General features: G+C 50.1%; 18 protein-coding genes. 4 read left to right on the top strand and 14 right to left on the bottom strand.

The genetic code is table 11. The annotated features are described in order from the left end of the window. Positions 1-265 precede the first annotated feature (265 nt). Positions 266-592, bottom strand: a complete 327-nt coding sequence (locus tag L985_RS08705) for a hypothetical protein (protein ID WP_029341710.1) — start codon at positions 590-592, stop codon at positions 266-268. Between the two features lie 159 nt (positions 593-751). Beyond that, entirely contained in the window at positions 752-1,756 is a 1,005-nt protein-coding gene (locus tag L985_RS08700) for a helix-turn-helix transcriptional regulator (RefSeq protein ID WP_047395426.1), read from the bottom strand. Positions 1,757-1,869: 113 nt separating this feature from the next. Here L985_RS08700 and L985_RS08695 point away from each other — a divergent pair, with 113 nt between their 5' ends. Then, positions 1,870-2,721: an alpha/beta fold hydrolase gene (locus tag L985_RS08695; protein ID WP_047395429.1), complete on the top strand. Its 852-nt coding sequence runs from the start codon at positions 1,870-1,872 to the stop codon at positions 2,719-2,721. Here L985_RS08695 and L985_RS08690 read toward each other — a convergent pair. Then, positions 2,709-3,377: a hypothetical protein gene (locus L985_RS08690; protein ID WP_029341707.1), complete on the bottom strand. Its 669-nt coding sequence runs from the start codon at positions 3,375-3,377 to the stop codon at positions 2,709-2,711. The two genes, L985_RS08695 and L985_RS08690, sit on opposite strands and share 13 nt — an antisense overlap. A gap of 145 nt (positions 3,378-3,522) precedes the next feature. Here L985_RS08690 and L985_RS08685 point away from each other — a divergent pair, with 145 nt between their 5' ends. Both L985_RS08685 and L985_RS08680 read left to right on the top strand, forming a co-directional pair. Next, positions 3,523-4,059, top strand: coding sequence for a flavodoxin family protein (locus tag L985_RS08685; protein WP_047395432.1), 537 nt, complete (start codon positions 3,523-3,525; stop codon positions 4,057-4,059). Positions 4,060-4,138: 79 nt separating this feature from the next. Further along, positions 4,139-4,444: a hypothetical protein gene (locus L985_RS08680; protein ID WP_047395435.1), complete on the top strand. Its 306-nt coding sequence runs from the start codon at positions 4,139-4,141 to the stop codon at positions 4,442-4,444. A 53-nt stretch (positions 4,445-4,497) separates the two neighbouring features. Here the strand turns inward: L985_RS08680 and L985_RS08675 are convergent, their stop codons facing one another. From L985_RS08675 to L985_RS08625, 11 genes are all read right to left on the bottom strand, one after another. After that, positions 4,498-4,797, bottom strand: a complete 300-nt coding sequence (locus L985_RS08675) for a putative quinol monooxygenase (protein WP_029341704.1) — start codon at positions 4,795-4,797, stop codon at positions 4,498-4,500. Continuing rightward, positions 4,797-5,162: a YciI family protein gene (locus L985_RS08670; protein WP_047395438.1), complete on the bottom strand. Its 366-nt coding sequence runs from the start codon at positions 5,160-5,162 to the stop codon at positions 4,797-4,799. The genes L985_RS08675 and L985_RS08670 overlap by 1 nt, the downstream gene beginning before the upstream one ends. 93 nt (positions 5,163-5,255) lie before the next feature. Continuing rightward, positions 5,256-5,717: a YflT domain-containing protein gene (locus tag L985_RS08665; RefSeq protein ID WP_023468312.1), complete on the bottom strand. Its 462-nt coding sequence runs from the start codon at positions 5,715-5,717 to the stop codon at positions 5,256-5,258. Positions 5,718-5,803: 86 nt separating this feature from the next. Continuing rightward, on the bottom strand, positions 5,804-7,477 hold the full coding sequence (locus L985_RS08660) for an FTR1 family protein (RefSeq protein WP_047395442.1): 1,674 nt from the start codon (positions 7,475-7,477) through the stop codon (positions 5,804-5,806). Beyond that, positions 7,461-8,693, bottom strand: a complete 1,233-nt coding sequence (gene efeB, locus L985_RS08655) for an iron uptake transporter deferrochelatase/peroxidase subunit (protein WP_442856707.1) — start codon at positions 8,691-8,693, stop codon at positions 7,461-7,463. Before efeB ends, L985_RS08660 begins: the two co-directional genes overlap by 17 nt. A gap of 2 nt (positions 8,694-8,695) precedes the next feature. Further along, entirely contained in the window at positions 8,696-9,514 is an 819-nt protein-coding gene (gene efeO, locus L985_RS08650; protein WP_047395449.1) for an iron uptake system protein EfeO, read from the bottom strand. A 134-nt stretch (positions 9,515-9,648) separates the two neighbouring features. Beyond that, the gene (locus L985_RS08645; RefSeq protein WP_235609819.1) at positions 9,649-11,370 is read right to left on the bottom strand and encodes a DUF2339 domain-containing protein; all 1,722 of its coding nucleotides are present in this window, start codon (positions 11,368-11,370) and stop codon (positions 9,649-9,651) included. A gap of 121 nt (positions 11,371-11,491) precedes the next feature. Continuing rightward, entirely contained in the window at positions 11,492-12,568 is a 1,077-nt protein-coding gene (locus L985_RS08640; RefSeq protein WP_047395456.1) for a C39 family peptidase, read from the bottom strand. A gap of 183 nt (positions 12,569-12,751) precedes the next feature. Next, positions 12,752-13,801, bottom strand: a complete 1,050-nt coding sequence (locus tag L985_RS08635; RefSeq protein WP_047395460.1) for an oxidoreductase — start codon at positions 13,799-13,801, stop codon at positions 12,752-12,754. A 73-nt stretch (positions 13,802-13,874) separates the two neighbouring features. Continuing rightward, positions 13,875-14,360 (bottom strand): GNAT family N-acetyltransferase, encoded by a 486-nt coding sequence (locus tag L985_RS08630; protein WP_047395463.1) that lies wholly within the window; start codon positions 14,358-14,360, stop codon positions 13,875-13,877. A gap of 222 nt (positions 14,361-14,582) precedes the next feature. Next, positions 14,583-15,455 (bottom strand): SDR family NAD(P)-dependent oxidoreductase, encoded by an 873-nt coding sequence (locus L985_RS08625; RefSeq protein WP_029341696.1) that lies wholly within the window; start codon positions 15,453-15,455, stop codon positions 14,583-14,585. Between the two features lie 160 nt (positions 15,456-15,615). Between L985_RS08625 and L985_RS08620 the strand changes: the two genes are divergently transcribed. After that, positions 15,616-17,079, top strand: a complete 1,464-nt coding sequence (locus L985_RS08620; RefSeq protein ID WP_047395465.1) for a potassium/proton antiporter — start codon at positions 15,616-15,618, stop codon at positions 17,077-17,079. Positions 17,080-17,096 lie beyond the last annotated feature (17 nt).

The following is a 17,096-nucleotide window of genomic DNA, read 5'->3' as shown; positions in this document are numbered from 1 at the left end:
GGATGACGTTATGTTTTTGCACAATAGGGAAATCGCGTGAATAAAGTACCAACAGAAGCCAATAAAAAAAGACTCCCTGATTGGAGTCTCCTTACTTTTCAGCATCGATTTTCGAAGCTTTTTTTGCAATGACGACAATAAAGACGATGGCACCGACAGGAATCACGAGCGGCATCCAGTCTAGGATATACTGTGCGTTCATCGTATCCCCCCTTACCTAGCAAGCTATAAGCGTAGCATATGCCAATTGTTAGGGAGTTGCAAGTCACAGTCGGGGCAGAAGTTCGTTCACGACCGCGTAATAAATCAAGACACTTGTCGAGAACGTGTACCCGATGAATAAAAGGGGTGTGAATTTAGGTTTCATGCGTCGTTCGATCAAGCGTAGCGAGCCGATGGTGACGACAAGAGCGACGACCGGACTAAATCCGAACACGACGATATCTAAGGATGTCACGACATCTTCTGGAAACACGAGATGAAAGACAAAAAGTGAGAATAAGTACCACGAAGTATAGGATAAACAAACGAAGAAGAGGAAAGCAGCTAGTTTCCGCATCCCGTTTGATTGGCTTTTTTCCATCTGTTGCATGTCGTTCCTCCTACATAAGTATCAGATACCCTTAATAGTAACTGGAACTATTCGCTTAAAATATTCAAATATGAATATCCGACAAAAAACGACAAAAAGTTTTTTGCTCGACAATTAAAAAAAGCAAGATCCACGGTCAAGTGAACCTTGCTTCAGCTCTCAGAGAGCAGGTATTTCGACTTGGTACATCGTCGCAAGACCTGCCACCTTATTCTTGAATGTCTCCCGACGTTCGACAGGTGCGATGATTTCCGCCTGATTGCCGAACTGAATCAGCCACATCATGAAGCCATCTGAAAAGAGCGCATCAACTTTGACCTCGAACCAGAGATCATCGAGGCGACGGCAACGGATATCTGTTCCGAACCGGTCAACGACGGTCGGCATCAGACTCTCCTGGAATTTAAGCGTCAACTGTTCGTTCTCTCCCCCGTACATATTGAACATGTTACTTAAGTAACTCGGCTCGACATGGACCGGTTCTTCCATCGGTTCGAACGCTTTACAATCGACAATTCGGTCGACCCGGTACGTCCGGATCTCTTTGATCCGCTCATCGCGTCCAATCAAATAATAATTCCCGTTATCCATCAACAGATGAGCCGGAGAAACGAGGTAATGCTCGCCATCCTTCCGTAACTCGAACTTTCGTGTCCGTTCGTTAAACTTTCCTTGGTACTGGAAACTGATGATGAAACCATCGCTAATTGCTTTCTGGATCGTATCGATCGAGCGCGACGTCATTCCTTTTGGTTTTTTGACAGTATGTAGCACCGGTTGGAGTGACTCCGCCATCTTATCACTCGTCAACGACTGAATCGTCTGAACGAGCGACGTCGTCTCACTTTCCGAGATGAACTTCGCACTGGCGATGGCATCGACGAGCAATCGGAGCTGATGATGCTCAAAAGGACGACTGACGAGATGATACGGAATGGCAAGCCCATTCTTCGTCTCTTCCGCCACGACGTCGAAACCTGATTTGGCAAGTGCCGCAATATCATCCTTCAACGATTTTCGGGATAACTTCTCGATCAATCCTCGTTTCGAGAGTTCCATGCTCAATTCCTCAAGCGTCAACGTATGGTCTTCATCCGACTGACGTTCGAAGATTTCTCGTACAGCAAGTAAGCGGTCACGGTTCGTTAATTTTTCGTTTGACACTACGCATCCTCATTTCCTAAGTCACAATGGTTTGGTTATACTTTACAGTATACATGAAAATAAATTCGAGATTAACAATAAAATGGTAATAATTAAGAGATAGGAGAATTTGGATGCATTATATTGCAGAATGGAACGGTCAGCGCTTTGATTACCGGGATAGCGGAAGTGGTCCCATCATTCTTTTGATTCATGGTACGCAGTCGGATTACCGGGAAGTCTACCATGTCGAAAAATTAATTGCTGCAGGATATCGAGTCATCGTGCCATCGCGTCCGGGATATGGAAGAACACCACTTCAGCTCGCTGATAGTCCGGAGGCACTTGCAACGTTCTACGCTGGGTGGCTGGCATCCCGCCAGATTAAACAGTACACCGTTTACGGCATCTCTGCCGGTGGACCGACAGCAATCGCGCTTGCTGGAATGGATCCAGGCGTTGATGCTCTCGTCTTAGCGTGTGCAATGACACACCGGATCTCGCTTCCCTATCACCGGCTTCTGATACAACCGGTCTTACAACGTCCTTTACAGTTCATCCAGTGGGGGCTCTGGACATACGTGAAGGATAAGATTCGCAAGTTTCCTGAAGAAGCAGCGGTTCGGATGGTCGAGATGACGAGTCTTTTACCACGCGAAACAATCCGTACTCATATTAGTGAGACGGATGCATCGTTGTTGTATGAAGTTGGTCTCCAAAATGGTCCTGGGCGAGGTGTCTTGTTTGATATCACACAAGACATCGAACGAGAACGGCTTGAAGCCGTCACGTGTCCCGTCTTGATCGTCCATTCGAAGTCAGACCGTGCTGTTCCGTTCGAGCATGCGGAACACGCACGACGGAGCATTCCTCACGCGCAGTTCATTGAATCGAAAAGTCCCGGTCACCTGATTTGGATCGGTCCATCCGCACGTCGGGATGAACGTATGATCGAACGGTTCATCGCCTTCAATCAGATGACTTGAAGGCGGAGCCGCATTTTTAGCTTCTCATCATCCTCCTCGATCGCAATCAGACCACGACGCGTTAGTTCACCAATCGCACGACGCGTCCGGTCTTGATTAAGTCGGGCACAGCGGGCAATCTCAGCGATGCCCATCCGACATGACAGTTGGTTCGCCTTGATCTTTGATGAAGGCTTCGCGACGGAGCGTTGTAAGAGGCGCCAAAAGACATGGCGGGCATCCTCTGATAAAGCATAGGCATTTTTCTCGATCACCGGTGGCATATAACGAACGTCTTCTCGAATCCGGCGAATCAGATAGAGACTGAGCCATTCTTCGAGCTCCGCTTGAATTCGTGAGAATTCGAACCACCAGAGCTGCTCGAGTGCCTCCTCTTCTTTCGTCGCCAGTTGCCAGCTAGCAGGAATCTCATCAAACTCTTCCTCGAGCCAGTCTTCGTAGTCGAGTGCCGTCTCATACAAGACTTGTGACGGGATCTGCTCGAGTGACGTCCGATGTTTATAGATATCAAAGCTCATCCGTCGAAAATGTTCGACGGATGCAGCCACTTGGCTCAAATGAATCAATTGTTTCGTAATGAGTCGCGCCAGTCCATCCATCTCGAGGTGGATGGCATATAAGTGTTTTTCTAGCGCAATGAGCGTGCTTCTCTCCATTCGACCGTTCCTCCCCTATTTGTTTTTCGTCTTCTTGTCTTTTTCCGCAAAACCCTTATTCAAAACCAATTGTGAGCATATCGGTGTATTGACAGTTCAGTTTGGAATAGAATAGAACAATCGAATTCAAAAGGAGATGCACGATATGTATACGATTTTTGGTAGCTCACGAAAAGGAAACAGTGAATGGCTCGGGGAACAAGCATTGAAAGACCTCCTTCATGTTGCTGTCGATTTGGCGAACGTCTCGATTCAGCCGATCGAAGACCGCCGTCATCACGGAGGCTTTTTGCCGATCGGTGATGACTATCGCCGGATCGTCGAAGAGATGCTTCTTCACGATGACATCCTGTTCATCACTCCGATTTACTGGTACTCGATGTCGACGAAGATGAAATTATTCATCGATCGATTCAGCGAGTCACTGCGCGACGAAGAGCTCGACTTCAAAAACCGGATGGCGGGGAAACGATTCCACTTGATCGCGGTCGGAGGAGACAATCCACGCGTTAAAGGGCAAGCGCTCGTCACGCAGTTCGAGCATATCGCATCGTTCCTTGGCGCGACGCTTGAGACAGCGATTCTTGCCGAAGGGAATGCACCAGGTGAGGTCGAGCACGATCAAGAAGCGATTGCGGCAATCGAGGCGTTTCGTGAAAAAATGTCAGGAGCACGTGTTTAAGCACGGTTCGTGAAGGGAATTATCTGAAGCAGAGCGCACGACTGTTTAGCGTACGACTCAATTCAGGAGGTGGTCAGCCATGTTCGCATCTAAAAAACGATCGAATCGCAAGTGGAAACAACTGACTTCACGCCAGCATATCCTTCATCTTGAACATCTGTATCAATCACGCGAAGAGACGATTGTTCGTGATCGCCTCTCCTTACAACACATCATGGAACGTGCAGTCCGGACCGGACAGACGGTCCACGTCCGATTAAAACAACTCGATACGGTATCCGGTTCGATCCAAGCGATTTTTCATGACCGCGGAACGATTGAACTCGTCACATCGACAGGTATGCGCCGGATGGTGCGAGCGTCGGACGTCATCGATATTGAGTAGAAGACAACCTAACAGCATGTAACCCCTTCTCGACTAGAGGAGGGGTTTTTGGTTTACATGAGTCCTTTGCCACCGAGCGGGTGGTCTTCGAGCACGCGTTCAACACGCTCGAGCAACGGACGCGCTTGCGTAATCAAACGCCGCGTCACCGGTAACTCTAAAGACGCGAGGTGTGCAGCGGCATCCGTCCAGATTTCACGGACATGTAGCACATCCGGTTCGTCAGAACTACTGATGATGTAGTGTAGACAACTCGGATGAGTCTCTAAAGAAGCCGCAGCTTCAAGTAACAGGGCGATGACGTGGTCGCGTTGTCCGGCTTGAGTCGTAAATGTCGTCCATAATCCATACATCAAGAGGTACCTGATAATGGACGGACTTCTGCGCGCCAACCGTAAGATTCCCCTTCTGCGACTTGAGTCGTCGGATGAAGAGAAGCCAGTTCCATCGCATGATCCAAATCACGTGCTTCAAAGACAATCAAACTGCCAATCTGCTCTCCATGCGCTCGATCCGGCTCTACTTTCTTCTGTACGACCCCATCCTGCCAGTAAAATGCTTGTGTCGTAAGACCCGGGTGCCAGTCTGATAGGACATCGACTTGTTCATTGAAGGTGTTCATCAACACATCACAACGCGACATCAAAGCATCGATCTCTTCCTTCGATAAAGCATCCATCCGCTCAGCATCGTAATAACCGACATATAAGAATTGCATTGTCTCTCCTCCTCTCAACTTTCCCATTCCCTTCCATGAGAAGGCTAAACAAAAGCCTCCTGTCTCTACGCTGAGAAACAGGAGGCTTATGTATCATTCATCTTTTAACTTGACGTTTTGATCGGCTGGTAACGTCGTCGTCGTTTCCTCGTCTTCAAGTTTTGGTACGCCAGCACCATAATCGGTTGCTTCATCCGTCACGTAAGACGCCGCGAACGCTGGATTCAGTAAATCTGACTTCGAACCGACGATGACGATCCGCCCGTGACGGACTTCATCTTCTAGATCCTCAGCGACATCCTTCGTCATGCCAAGCTCGGACAATTGAGCAATTCGGTCATTACGGTTACTCCGGACGGCTGATAATAACGTCTCAAAGAACGACTTCTTCGTCACGCGGTATGGTAACGTCTGCGTGTCATTCGCGATGCGTTCCGCGAGTTCTTCGTCTTTAGCAAAGATGTAGATCTGTTTATTCGAATAGCCACTTGATTTGAGGCTCGTCACTTCTGCGTCGACAGCGGTCATGTTTCGTACGATGCGTGTTTCAAGCATAAAAATCCCTCTCTTTCATGCAGCAAGCTGCTGATAAGAAATTATACCCGAAACATAATAGTTGAAACCTGAAATTGAAAAATGGATCAAGCAGCAGTCTGGATTGCTGCTGTGCGCCGCTTTTGCCAGATCGTAAACAAGGCAATCAGAATCATCAGGACACCTTGCGGAATGAGTGTCTCGAGCGTTGGGTAGAAACCAATCCAGCCGGCGGTTCCGAGTCCATTGATCGGACGAATCGGTAAGACGTTCGTCAGTTGCAACGCGTGCAGACTCGTACCAAGAATCTTGAACGCCATCACATAAATCAACCAGGACGCGACTTGGAACAGACGATGGATCGGTAAACGAACACCAATCTGGATGACCGCATACGAGACGAGACCGATGATGACGATCGCGAGTCCGATTCCGGATAACAAGGCAGTTTTCGTCATCGCTGGTGCCATTCCGATGTAGAACAACAACGTCTCGGCGCCTTCCCGGAAGATCGTTAAGAAGCTGACGAAGAACAAGGACGTCGTCGAAAGCGTCGATAAAAAGTGTTTTCGTTTGGCGACGGCGCTTTTCGAGTGCAACCAGTAGCCGACGAACAACATGACGACGACCGCGACGATTCCTGTATAGCCTTCAATTTGTTCCCGACCCGTCGCCGCGAACGAGGCCTGAAAGACCGTCTGGAGGATGAGCGCTAACAGACCGCTTGCGATCAGACCAAGACCAGCACCTGCCCAGACCTTCCCTTCTTGTTTTGAACGACTTTTGCGAGCGAAAGCAACGAGCGCACTGACGATCAGTAACGCTTCGAGACCTTCCCGCAGCATGACGAGCATTGCATCGACGAACGTATAATGCGTCTTCGTTTGTAATTGTGCGATAGCATTCTCAAACGACTGGAGTTCTTGTGCCGTCTTTTCCCGCGTTTCCGGCGTCAGGCGGGCAAGTAACAGTGGTACATCTGATTCAAGCTGGGAATAGAGACCTTCATTACGTGTCCGGACCTCGCCTTCCGCACGTGGCCAGGTCTTCAGAAACGATTCGAGTGCTTGTTTCGCTTTCGGTAAATCATTTGCAGCTAGTGCGGTTTGCGCCTCCTCGAGTGGCGTCAGCAGCGACTGCAGTCCCGTTTTCTTCGCCTGGACTTGCTCTCCGTCGAGGAAAGACTGAACGGCCGTATCGAACTGATTAAGTGCGGCTTTCCATTCCTTCGTATCCGCGGAATCACGCGCCGCCGCGATCCGGATCGAAGCAAGTGCCATCTCGATGTTGCCATAGTGACCGACACTGTCGTTGCGAACAAGACTCTCGTGCGTCGCCCATGCGGTCAACAACCGTTGCTCCGCTGCCGGACGATCGCTCGCCTTGACCTGCCGCATCTCTTTCGTCAACGAAAGCAATTGCTTCACTTTTGCTTTCGCAACCGGATCCGTCTTCGGTTTCGTTGCTTCTTCCTGCTTCCGGACAGCAGCAGAGAGAGCCGTCAATTGCTCGCGGACTTCCGGAAACGTTGCCGACCGTTTCGCATCGACCTGTTTGACAGCTTTCATGATTGCCGCTTGCTGTTCCGGTAAGTCTTTGGATGCTTGATTCAGTTCATCGATCGCTTGATTCAGTGCCGCGCGGTCTTCACTTGCAACAGCGGACAAGGCTTGTCCGATCGCGACATAGAGATCATCCGTCGAAGCAGCATGGACAGGCACCGTGTGTTGACCGGCCATAAGGAGTACAAGTAAAAGGGCAAGATTACGCAAATAACGCATCACCGATATAGCCTCCTTTTGAAATCCCACCGAAGCAGGCGAAGATGGCACTTCCACGGTGCGTGATGTATTCATTCAATCGATCCTGTGCGGCAAGGCGACGCTGAATCTCGATGAATTGTTTCGGTGAACGCTGATACGATAAAAAGAGCAGACCCGCATCAAGGGCACCCGTCTTTTCATCGATGCCGTCCTGATACGAGTAGGAACGGCGTAAGATGGCTGTCTTCCCGTCTCCATGCGCGACAGCGGTATGCGAGTCAACCGGTAAGGCAGCTTCGCCACGAGCTTGTCGTTTCGCTGGTGTGACGGAAGCGAACTCGTCTGTTGAGCCGAGCGGCGCCCCGGAAGCACGCTCGCGTCCGAAGGTCCGTTCTTGCTCTTTTAGAATCGTCCGGTCCCAGACTTCGAGATGCATCTGAATGCGACGGACGACAAGGAACGAGCCGTTCGTCAACCACGGTGTCCCGTCTTGCCACTGACAAAAGAGCGATTCTTTCCGGACCTGCTTCTTCGAGACGTCAGGATTTCCCGTACCGTCCTTGAAACCAAATAGATTGCGCGGGGTTCCACCAGAGGCATCTGCTGCTTTGCTGCGCTGGAAACCAGCTTGGAACCACCGCATCGCGACCGTTCCACGCCCGACACGGACGAGGTTACGGATGGCATGGAAGACGACTTGCGCATCATCACCACAGACTTGGACGACGAGGTCGCCTCCACTCCATTTTTCGTCTAAACGATCGAGGTCGAACGTCGGCAACGGTTGGAGCGCCTCCGGTCGTTTATGACGGATGCCAAAACGACCGTCAAACAGACTTGGACCGCACCCGAACGTAAACGTCAAGTGCCCGGCAGATAGACCATCCGCTTCCCCCGTATCTTCCGGTGGCACGTAACGGGAGTCGGAATCACCGTACGGTAAACCAGCAGCAAGTCTGGCACATAACCGCGTCCAGCGTTTTAATAAATCGACTAACTCATCGCGTCGCTCCGTCTTGATATCAAACGCCACGACCTGGACGTGATTTTGTGGTGGCGTCAGAATTCCTGCTTGATACGTCCCGTAGAACGGCTCTTGATCACTGGCTTCGACAGTCAATGTCCGCGGGAGGAACTTTTCAAGACCACTGGCGTACAGGGCGGCTCCGAGACTCGTCAAGCCTGCGACCTTCAGGACGTCACGCCGCGTGACACCTTCTTGGATTGGTTTCATGCTTATCCCTCCAGTACGATGCCCATCTTCGAGAGCGGTTCCGCGAGTTCATTGATGGCGACACTCATTTGTTTGACGTCCTGTTTTGAAAGACTCGTATAGAGGACGTAGCCGTCACCCTGTTTCTTCGCATCGAGTAACGCGTGGACATCCTTGAAGCGAGCAGCGATCTCTTTTGATAACGCCGCATCTTGTTTTTTTAGCGCCGGGTTCAACAATTCGTAGATTTTTTCAGCACCCTCGACGTTTGCTGCGAAGTCATATAAATCGGTATGCGAATAACGATCCTCTTCCCCTGTTACTTTTGACGTCGAGACTTCGTTTAGTAAATCTGTCGCCCCCGTGACGAGTAATTCTGGTGTCACCTCGACCGTCTCGACCTTCGCCCGCAGTAAGTGAACGTCCTTCATCAATTGTTTCGCGTATGCTTCATAGCCTTTTGTCGTTCCCTTTTCAAATAACCCTTGCTCGATTCGGTGGTAGCCACCCCACTCCGACGCTTTAACGTCGCCTGCTCGCGCATCGATTTTCGGATCGAGGTCACCGAACACTTCCGCGATTGGTTCTGCACGTTCGTAGTGCATCCGTGTTGGCGCGTACAACGCTTTCGCTTCTTCGAGTTTGCCAGCTTGGACGGCATCGGTGAACCTTTCCGTCTCGCGGACGAACGCATCGATTTCGTTGATCGCATACGTTCGGTAATCCGTGACGACCTGATCAAAATTCGTCTTTTTTGGTGCCGGTGTCTCCGCTTGTTTCGCTTCACTGCAACCTGCTAAAACGACGGCGAGCGCCCCTGTCATCAATAATGCTTGTTTCATGTATGGTTCCCCCTGTTACTAATTAAGTCAGTTCCTTAAATAGTATAGACGACAATGATAATCGTTATCAATAAAAATTTTTGCGCAATTAAAAAAGCTTGAACCGGTTCATTTCAACCGATTCAAGCTCTTCGTCAGGCTTGTTCTTTTCGTTTTTTGAAGTACGTCCGTGAAATGATGAATGTGACGATCCCGAAGCCAATGAAGACGAACGCTTTTTGGAATAAGCTCAGGAACGACAAATCGAACAATAAAAGCTTGACGGCACTGATCGTCAGCAACAACAATCCGGACAATCGCCACGTCGACGACGTCCGCATCCGACCGATCGCGACAAGGACGAGTGCGAGGACGATATAGGCAGCGGACAACGTCGTACTACGCGCCGTTTCTTCAAGACCGCGGTAGAACGGTAACTCCATGATAATCAACGTATAGGTCGTAAAGACACCGATCGCAGCTAAGACGAGAACAAGTTGCCATGACCCTTTCCAGACCGGATCACGATGTGTCTGAACGAGGAGCAAGACGAATGCTGTCGAAGCAATGACCATAGCGAGCACCGTCAAGGCGTAAGACAGACCTAAGCTTTGATAGGATTCATAATCAACGACGGCAGAAAAGATGAAGACGACATACAAGCCGACGTTAAACAACCGTTGATGCGGCATCCGCGCCCGCGGAACGAACCAAAATGCGGCGATCAACCCGGCAATCAAGAAGTAGCGCAGTTGATACGTCCAGCTGATGGCATCTGCCGGAATCAAGAGGACGGCGACGAGTAAGGCAACGTGACCGACGCCGTTTTGCGCCGAATCCTTTAATCGATCAGCGAGCACGTAGGCAACGCCAGCAAACAGAATCGCGATTAGCGTCCCGAACGACCAATCAAGAATCAGTAACGTCAGCAAGACGACAACACCAGCAAGCCAGCTTGGGGCGTTTGGCTGAAACTGAATCCGTCGTCCGACGAAAGACGTTGCGCCGTAACCGAAGAATGTCGCAAGTAAGAGAGACCATTCATCGAGTTGCGGGACACCATCGTCGTACAGTGAGAGCGTCAACGACAACAATCCAAACGCGAGTGCAATCGTAAAGATCACCCAAGCGAAGACGAACGCTTTCTTTGCCTTCAGTCGGTCAACGGCAAAGAAGATCGCTGCGAACAAGACGACTTCGTACAATAAGAAGAGCGGTAAGTTCGGCTCGTCCGATAATTGTAGATACGGTAATAAGAAACCGGTGATGGATACGAGGACGAGTAAGGCTTGCGATCGCATCCAGAGCATCAAACCGTACGCGATGAAGACGACGACGAGCTCAAGTAAGAAGGCTAAAGACGGTGGATAGAATTGATATAAGGCCATTCCGGCGAACAGTGCCGCCAAAGCGACGATCGTACCGGTCGCGACGAGTCCGACCCCAAGCTCACGTCGTTTCTTTTCATACTGGTATTCTCCGAGGGCAATGACGAGTAGACCAATCAACACCCCACTTCCGATACGGACAGGCGGACTGATCAGACCGGCAACCGAGGCATAGGAGAAGAGGAACAAAGCCCCGAGTGCAGCAAATATCGCTCCTATCCGGGGTAACCAGACGGTCGCGATGACCTGTTCCCATTCTTCGCGGGAGCGCTTTTCCTTGAACGTTGGTTGAGGAACAACCGGTTTTCGTTTCGTATAGGCAGGACGCGGGGCTGGGCGAGCGACCGTACTCACTTCTGGTTCGCTCGGTTCAGGTGCGATAGGTGAAGTGTGCTGTTCTTCAAGAGCAGCCACTCGTTGTCGTAACGCCGCGACCTCCTGCTCGAGACGCGTGATCCGTGGATCTTCCATCTCTTCACTTCCTTTCATGGATACATTGTCATTCTTTTACACACCTAGCAGGTGAACTCCTTCATTTTACAGTAGATTTCGTATCAATATGCCTGAAAATGACAAAAATCCGGTCGCCTTAGAGCGACCGGATGAGGGTTTAACGAACAGATAACGCATATTGTCCCGTCTGATTGAAAACGGATGTGAACTGCGAGCGACTGACACTGTATTTGCCACGGTATGGATCCGAGACATAGAACGAGCCGCTTGAGACACCTGTCACGAGCATGACGTGATAGTTCCGGTAACCTGTGAAAGTTTTACCGTCCGGTTTGATCCAAGAGAAGTAGCCATATGGATTCTTGAAATCGACGGTTGCCCAAACGATGACCGGGTTTCCGCTACGAATTTCACGTTCAATCTTTGAAACACCTTGTTTTGAGATATCGACTGCACCACTGCGGTATTTTTTAGCGAGTGGCAAGATGCCTTTCGGATAGATGCCCCAGTTCTTGTAATAATCGAGTGTACCGGCTGGATTTCCTGTGAACATCTTTTCCGGATCTGCCCAGTAGTACTTCCCGTTCTTGTATGTCGCATTTTTCATGCTCTTTGGCATCTGATTGTAAAGCGACGCAGCTGAGACGGCTTTTTTCTTGTATTCGAGCGCCATCTTCAACGAAACGAACTCACAACCCGACGGATAACCGAGTGAATACTGGTTGTAATACGGAACATTTAACTGTTTCGTCGTCGTCGATGGTTTTGATTTCGATACATATTGCGTCGAGATATAACGGTAGCTTCCCTTATAAAGAATCCGTGTCCAGCTACCTGACGTTCCGTATGTCGCGACAGCAACCCCTTTATTCAGTTGGGCAACGACCTTATACTTCGTTCCGGCACCCGTCCGGACGTTAAGTGTTCCGACTGTCGTATACTTCGTACCCGTCGACGTGTATTTCGACGAGGATGATTTGACGTAATCCTTGTGTATGTAACCTGTGCGGGATTTGTAGCTGATTTTATACCAGCTGCCGGATGTTCCTTTTGATGTGTAGACGTTTCCTTTGTAGACGTTACCGAGAATCTTACTCGACGTCGACGGTTTTTCACGGACACGCAAGACATCCGTCGTCACGGTCAACTTCGTTGCGGCCTCAGCGATCAACGAAGGGCTGAGTACCCCAACGATGACAACCGCTACGAGCAATGCGGATAAGAATCGTTTCATGATAGACCCCCTGTGGTTTGATTTGGTGAGACACTCCTCTTTTCCCAACTTTTTGAAAAAATAATCAACATTTCTTTAGAAAAATCTGAAAAATTAGGAATGCACTCATTCTTTATATCAAAAAAACTCGACCATGCCTACGGGCGCAGTCGAGTTGTCATCTTCCTGAAATCAAAATAAAATTTAATTTTTAATCGTTAAGATATATGGTGATGGTTGCGCAAAAGCTTGTTCGAGCAGATGAGAAACGAATAACGTGTCCTCTTCCTTGACCGGAAGCGGTGCGTCTTCAACGATACTACGGTAAAACGCACGATACAACTTGCCGTAATCGCCGACTGGACTCGGGATTCGGACGTCTTGCAAGTGACCATGTTCGTCATGATAGATCAGACGACCATAATCGTCTTCGGAATCCTCACCGAAACCTTCTTCCCCTGGGAAGTAGTTCGCTTTTAAATCAAGTTCTTGCCGGTCGACGTGTTGTTTGATGAACGTCCCGTTCGTCCCGTGCAACATCCAGCGTGGGGCCGGGGCGAGTGCAACGTGACTCGTCCGGACACTCACCTTCAGCTCCGGATAATAGAGATCGATCGCAAATGCGTCGTCTGGATTGTGCGGCAGTCGAACACTGCGCACGTCAAAGGCGACCTTGTCCGGTTTTCCGAACAAGGCGATGATTTGGTCGAGCGTATGGACGCCGAGCCCGTAAAGCGCACCGTTTTCGTGACGCGGGTCCGCTGACGCCGCTTCCGGGCGGAATAGATCAAATTGCGAGACGACCTCGACGAGTCGTCCAAGTTTTCCGGAACGGATGATTTGCGCGACGACTTGGAAGTCGCTATCGTAACGTCGATTTTGATAGGCGAGAATCTTAACGCCTTGCACAGCTGCTTCCGCAAATAACCGCTTTGTCTCTTCTTCCGTCACGGTGAACGGTTTTTCGACGAGAACATGCTTTTGATGCTGTAACGCTTGTAACGCATACTCAAAATGAGTCGCCGGTGGTGTATTGATGACGACGACGTCGAGTTTTGGGTCAGCGAGCATCTCGGACAGATCCGTCGTAAACCGGGCATCCGGCAGTCGATCCTGATAGGATGCGAACAGCTCCGGTTTTTCCTTCCGATTGTAAATCCAGGTGACGTGATAGTTGTCCTCGATCATCACGTACGGTAAATGGTAACGGGTCGTACTTTTGCCAAAGCCGATAAAGCCGATATTCAGTCGCATCCGATCACTCCTTGAACCGTTCTTTTTCTATTACCATACCAAACGAAACGACCGTTGTCTTGATTGAACCGCTTCAGGCAGTCGCTTCGATGCGTTCGTACTCATAAATCGAGAATCCATCCCGTGTTCCTTGATAGACGAATCCGAATGACGCGTAATATGCATTGAGAAACTCGTTCGTCGCGACACAGTCAAGTCGTAGAATTTCTCCTTCATCCTCTGTCACAGCAATCGCGTGTTCGAGTAGTTTTCGACCGACACCCTGTCCTTTTGCACGGTCGCTAACGACGATTCGATGGATATACAGACCTTCTACATCATCCCACAAGGATTGATCCCATTCGAGCGAAGGAAGCAGGGCAACGGAACCAAGCAGCTCGTTCTGATCCTCAAAGACATACAAACGACCTGCTTCTAAATCTCGCGCGACGAGTTGCTCGATGTCTTGCTCCAGATAAGCAGACCACTGGCTACTGCCACTGGCTTTGAGGGAGAGCGCTTTTTGCTCAAGTAGGGTTGCGATGTTTCGAACGTCTTTTGATGTAGCTTGTCGTATCATGTTATTCCTCCTGTTACAAAAAAATTCTTCTCTATCCTAACGAATGTACAGCGAGAAGAAAACCTTTTTGCTTCAAGATTTCACGTTTGCCCATTATTTTGTGATTTTTTTCATATTCCACAATTTTATTTCAATGTAACGTATTCTTTAGGAGTGATCTGACCCCCAGTCGTCACAACGGATAAACGACCGGCTTCCCACGAGCCGGTCGTTTTTTTGTATTTAGACGAGTTCGACCCAACGACGCGACAGATTCCGTACTTGCGCCCGGTACTCGTCGTCTTCAACGATCGGATTGCTGAGACGGGGTGCAGAGTCCGCATAGTAGCCACCGTTGTCAAGAGGCTCGTCGGTTGTTGCGAGGTAGAGTGCTGTCTTCGCACCGTATTCCGGCGTATAGAGCTTTCCAGTCCAGTATCCGACTTGGGCGACTGGTTTGAGTAACGTCTTCATCACTTTGCCGTACTTGCCGCGGTAGAACAGATCCGTATTGACGATCCCCGGGTGAACGCTGACGAACGTGATCCGGTCGCCGTGCTTCTCTGCCAGTTCACGCATATGAATCATTTGCAGGAGCTTTGATTCGCGGTAAGAACGCATCGGGCTATAGTGTTCTTTTTTGACGTGGGCGATGGCTTCGAGTTCGACGTCGGTCCGAATCAAGCCGCCTTCACCAGCGAGCGACGAAATCGAGATGACGCGCGGATCGTTTCCTTTTTCAAGTAACGGCAATAAGCGCTCGATCAAGTAGAAATGACTCAAGTAGTTGACTTGAAATTGTGATTCGAAGCCGTCCTTCGTAACATGATACGGCGGTACCATGACTCCAGCGTTTAAGATCAAGCGGTCGATGCGACCGACTAAATCAAACAGACGATCCGCAAAGCGACGAACGGAGTCCAATTGATCGAGTTGGACAATCTCGATTTCCAGATGCGTATGCGATACACCATGTTCCCGCAGTAATTGTACGAGTGCCGTTGCTTTCTTCTGCGAACGGACGGTAGCGATGACCCGATCTCCTCGCTCTAATAATTCTTGAATCGTGACCATCCCCATGCCGGAGTTGGCACCCGTGACGATACAGATGTTCATCCCTTTTCCTCCTTGTGTTCCATTTTGAACGCAAATAGTTCTGTTTCTAGTTTTCCTTTTTCTTTTCGTTTGTACACCTCGTTTTGACGTTATTTTTCGAAATTTTCAAAAAGTAACGTATACTAAAAGAAGAACATGTTCTCACGAAAGAGGTGGTCGGATGGAAGAAGGGGCGATCTTATTCGTCGCAGGAACGTTACTATTGATTGCGATCATCACGACGAAATTCGCCGTCCGGTTAAATGTACCGACGTTGATCCTGTTCGTCGTCGTCGGGATCGTAGCAGGGTCAGATGTCACAGGAATCATCAACTTTGGTGATTTCGAGCAAGCCCGTCTCTTTGGGACGATGGCGCTCGTTCTGATTCTGTTTGACGGTGGCTTGCATACGAAGTGGGCACACTTCCGGAAAATCCTCCCTGCCGCCCTGTCGCTTGCGACCGTCGGGGTCCTTGCGACGACGGGGATCATTGCGATCGTCGCGTATCTACTACTTGATTTTTCTTGGCCGGTCGCATTATTGATTGGTGCACTCGTTGGCTCGACCGATGCGGCCGCTGTCTTTTCCCTGCTTAGTGGACGACCGGTCGATCCAAAAGTCAAACATACGCTCGAAGCGGAGTCCGGAACGAATGATCCGATGGCCGTCTTCCTGACGATTTTGTTCACGTCCTTTGCGTTAGCGCCGGAATCGTTCTCGATCGGTGCGGGTATTCTGTCCTTCATCTACGAGATGGGACTTGGGACGCTAGTTGGTCTCGCAATCGGGTATCTCGTCACGCAACTGCTGAACCGGATCGAGTTGCCCTCGTCCGCCCTTTATCCGACACTTCTGTTCAGTGGGGCGCTCTTCTCGTATGGTCTCGCGACGATTTTGCACGCCAGTGGGTTTCTCGCCGTCTATTTGACCGGGATCTGGATCAACAATCATGACATGATCTACCGCGAGACGCTCAAACGCTTCAGTGGCAGCTTGTCGCATTTAGCAGAAATCGGCATGTTCATCATGCTCGGATTGCTCGTCTTCCCAAAACAACTGCTCGATCCCCGGACATTATTCGTCTCGGCCGTCATCGTCTTGACGTTGATCCTGCTCGCTCGTCCACTTGCCGTCGTCTTATCGCTGCTTCCGTTTCGGTATACGGTCAAAGAACAGAGTGTCATCACAGCAGCCGGATTACGGGGCGCCGTTCCGATCATTCTCGCGACCTATCCGCTTTCGAGTGGTCTCGCGGAAGCGCCGCTTCTTTTCAATATCGTCTTCTTCACCGTCATGACGTCTGCCCTTTTGCAAGGAACGGCCTTGCCGTGGATCGTCCGGCGGATGGGGCTTGAGACACAGCACGATACGACGGTTGAACCGTTCTTGAAATTCATGACCGTCACCCATCCGCAAGCGGAAATCATCGAGGTCAGGGTCTCGACAAACAGTGTGATTGCCGGAAGAACGTTACAGGATATCGAGATGCCTCAGGATGTGCTCGTCGTCGCCATCATTCGTGAAGATGAAATTCTGACGCCGCGTGGTCAGACACGTGTCCTCGTAGACGATCAACTGTTGATTTTGACACCTAAACAAGCGGATCAGGACGTTCGGCGGCTGATTGTGTCGCTCGGGTTATAGATCGCTCTCGACACATC

Source organism: Exiguobacterium sp. ZWU0009 (assembly GCF_000798935.2).
GTDB lineage: Bacteria > Bacillota > Bacilli > Exiguobacteriales > Exiguobacteriaceae > Exiguobacterium_A > Exiguobacterium_A acetylicum.
This window is presented reverse-complemented; position numbering and strand designations above follow the sequence as displayed.

What these genes read in the sequence shown, in the direction of transcription:
- efeB (WP_442856707.1), bottom strand. Translation starts at nt 8,693, where the DNA reads ATGAAACCAATCCAAGAAGGTGTCACGCGGCGTGACGTCCTGAAGGTC.
- L985_RS08630 (WP_047395463.1), bottom strand. Translation starts at nt 14,360, where the DNA reads ATGATACGACAAGCTACATCAAAAGACGTTCGAAACATCGCAACCCTA.
- L985_RS08670 (WP_047395438.1), bottom strand. Translation starts at nt 5,162, where the DNA reads ATGCAATTCTTATATGTCGGTTATTACGATGCTGAGCGGATGGATGCT.
- L985_RS08640 (WP_047395456.1), bottom strand. Translation starts at nt 12,568, where the DNA reads ATGAAACGATTCTTATCCGCATTGCTCGTAGCGGTTGTCATCGTTGGG.
- L985_RS08660 (WP_047395442.1), bottom strand. Translation starts at nt 7,477, where the DNA reads ATGCGTTATTTGCGTAATCTTGCCCTTTTACTTGTACTCCTTATGGCC.
- L985_RS08625 (WP_029341696.1), bottom strand. Translation starts at nt 15,455, where the DNA reads ATGAACATCTGTATCGTCACGGGTGCCAACTCCGGCATGGGGATGGTC.
- L985_RS08620 (WP_047395465.1), top strand. Translation starts at nt 15,616, where the DNA reads ATGGAAGAAGGGGCGATCTTATTCGTCGCAGGAACGTTACTATTGATT.
- L985_RS08665 (WP_023468312.1), bottom strand. Translation starts at nt 5,717, where the DNA reads ATGCTTGAAACACGCATCGTACGAAACATGACCGCTGTCGACGCAGAA.
- efeO (WP_047395449.1), bottom strand. Translation starts at nt 9,514, where the DNA reads ATGAAACAAGCATTATTGATGACAGGGGCGCTCGCCGTCGTTTTAGCA.
- L985_RS08645 (WP_235609819.1), bottom strand. Translation starts at nt 11,370, where the DNA reads ATGAAAGGAAGTGAAGAGATGGAAGATCCACGGATCACGCGTCTCGAG.
- L985_RS08635 (WP_047395460.1), bottom strand. Translation starts at nt 13,801, where the DNA reads ATGCGACTGAATATCGGCTTTATCGGCTTTGGCAAAAGTACGACCCGT.
- L985_RS08690 (WP_029341707.1), bottom strand. Translation starts at nt 3,377, where the DNA reads ATGGAGAGAAGCACGCTCATTGCGCTAGAAAAACACTTATATGCCATC.
- L985_RS08685 (WP_047395432.1), top strand. Translation starts at nt 3,523, where the DNA reads ATGTATACGATTTTTGGTAGCTCACGAAAAGGAAACAGTGAATGGCTC.
- L985_RS08695 (WP_047395429.1), top strand. Translation starts at nt 1,870, where the DNA reads ATGCATTATATTGCAGAATGGAACGGTCAGCGCTTTGATTACCGGGAT.
- L985_RS08680 (WP_047395435.1), top strand. Translation starts at nt 4,139, where the DNA reads ATGTTCGCATCTAAAAAACGATCGAATCGCAAGTGGAAACAACTGACT.
- L985_RS08705 (WP_029341710.1), bottom strand. Translation starts at nt 592, where the DNA reads ATGCAACAGATGGAAAAAAGCCAATCAAACGGGATGCGGAAACTAGCT.
- L985_RS08675 (WP_029341704.1), bottom strand. Translation starts at nt 4,797, where the DNA reads ATGTATGGATTATGGACGACATTTACGACTCAAGCCGGACAACGCGAC.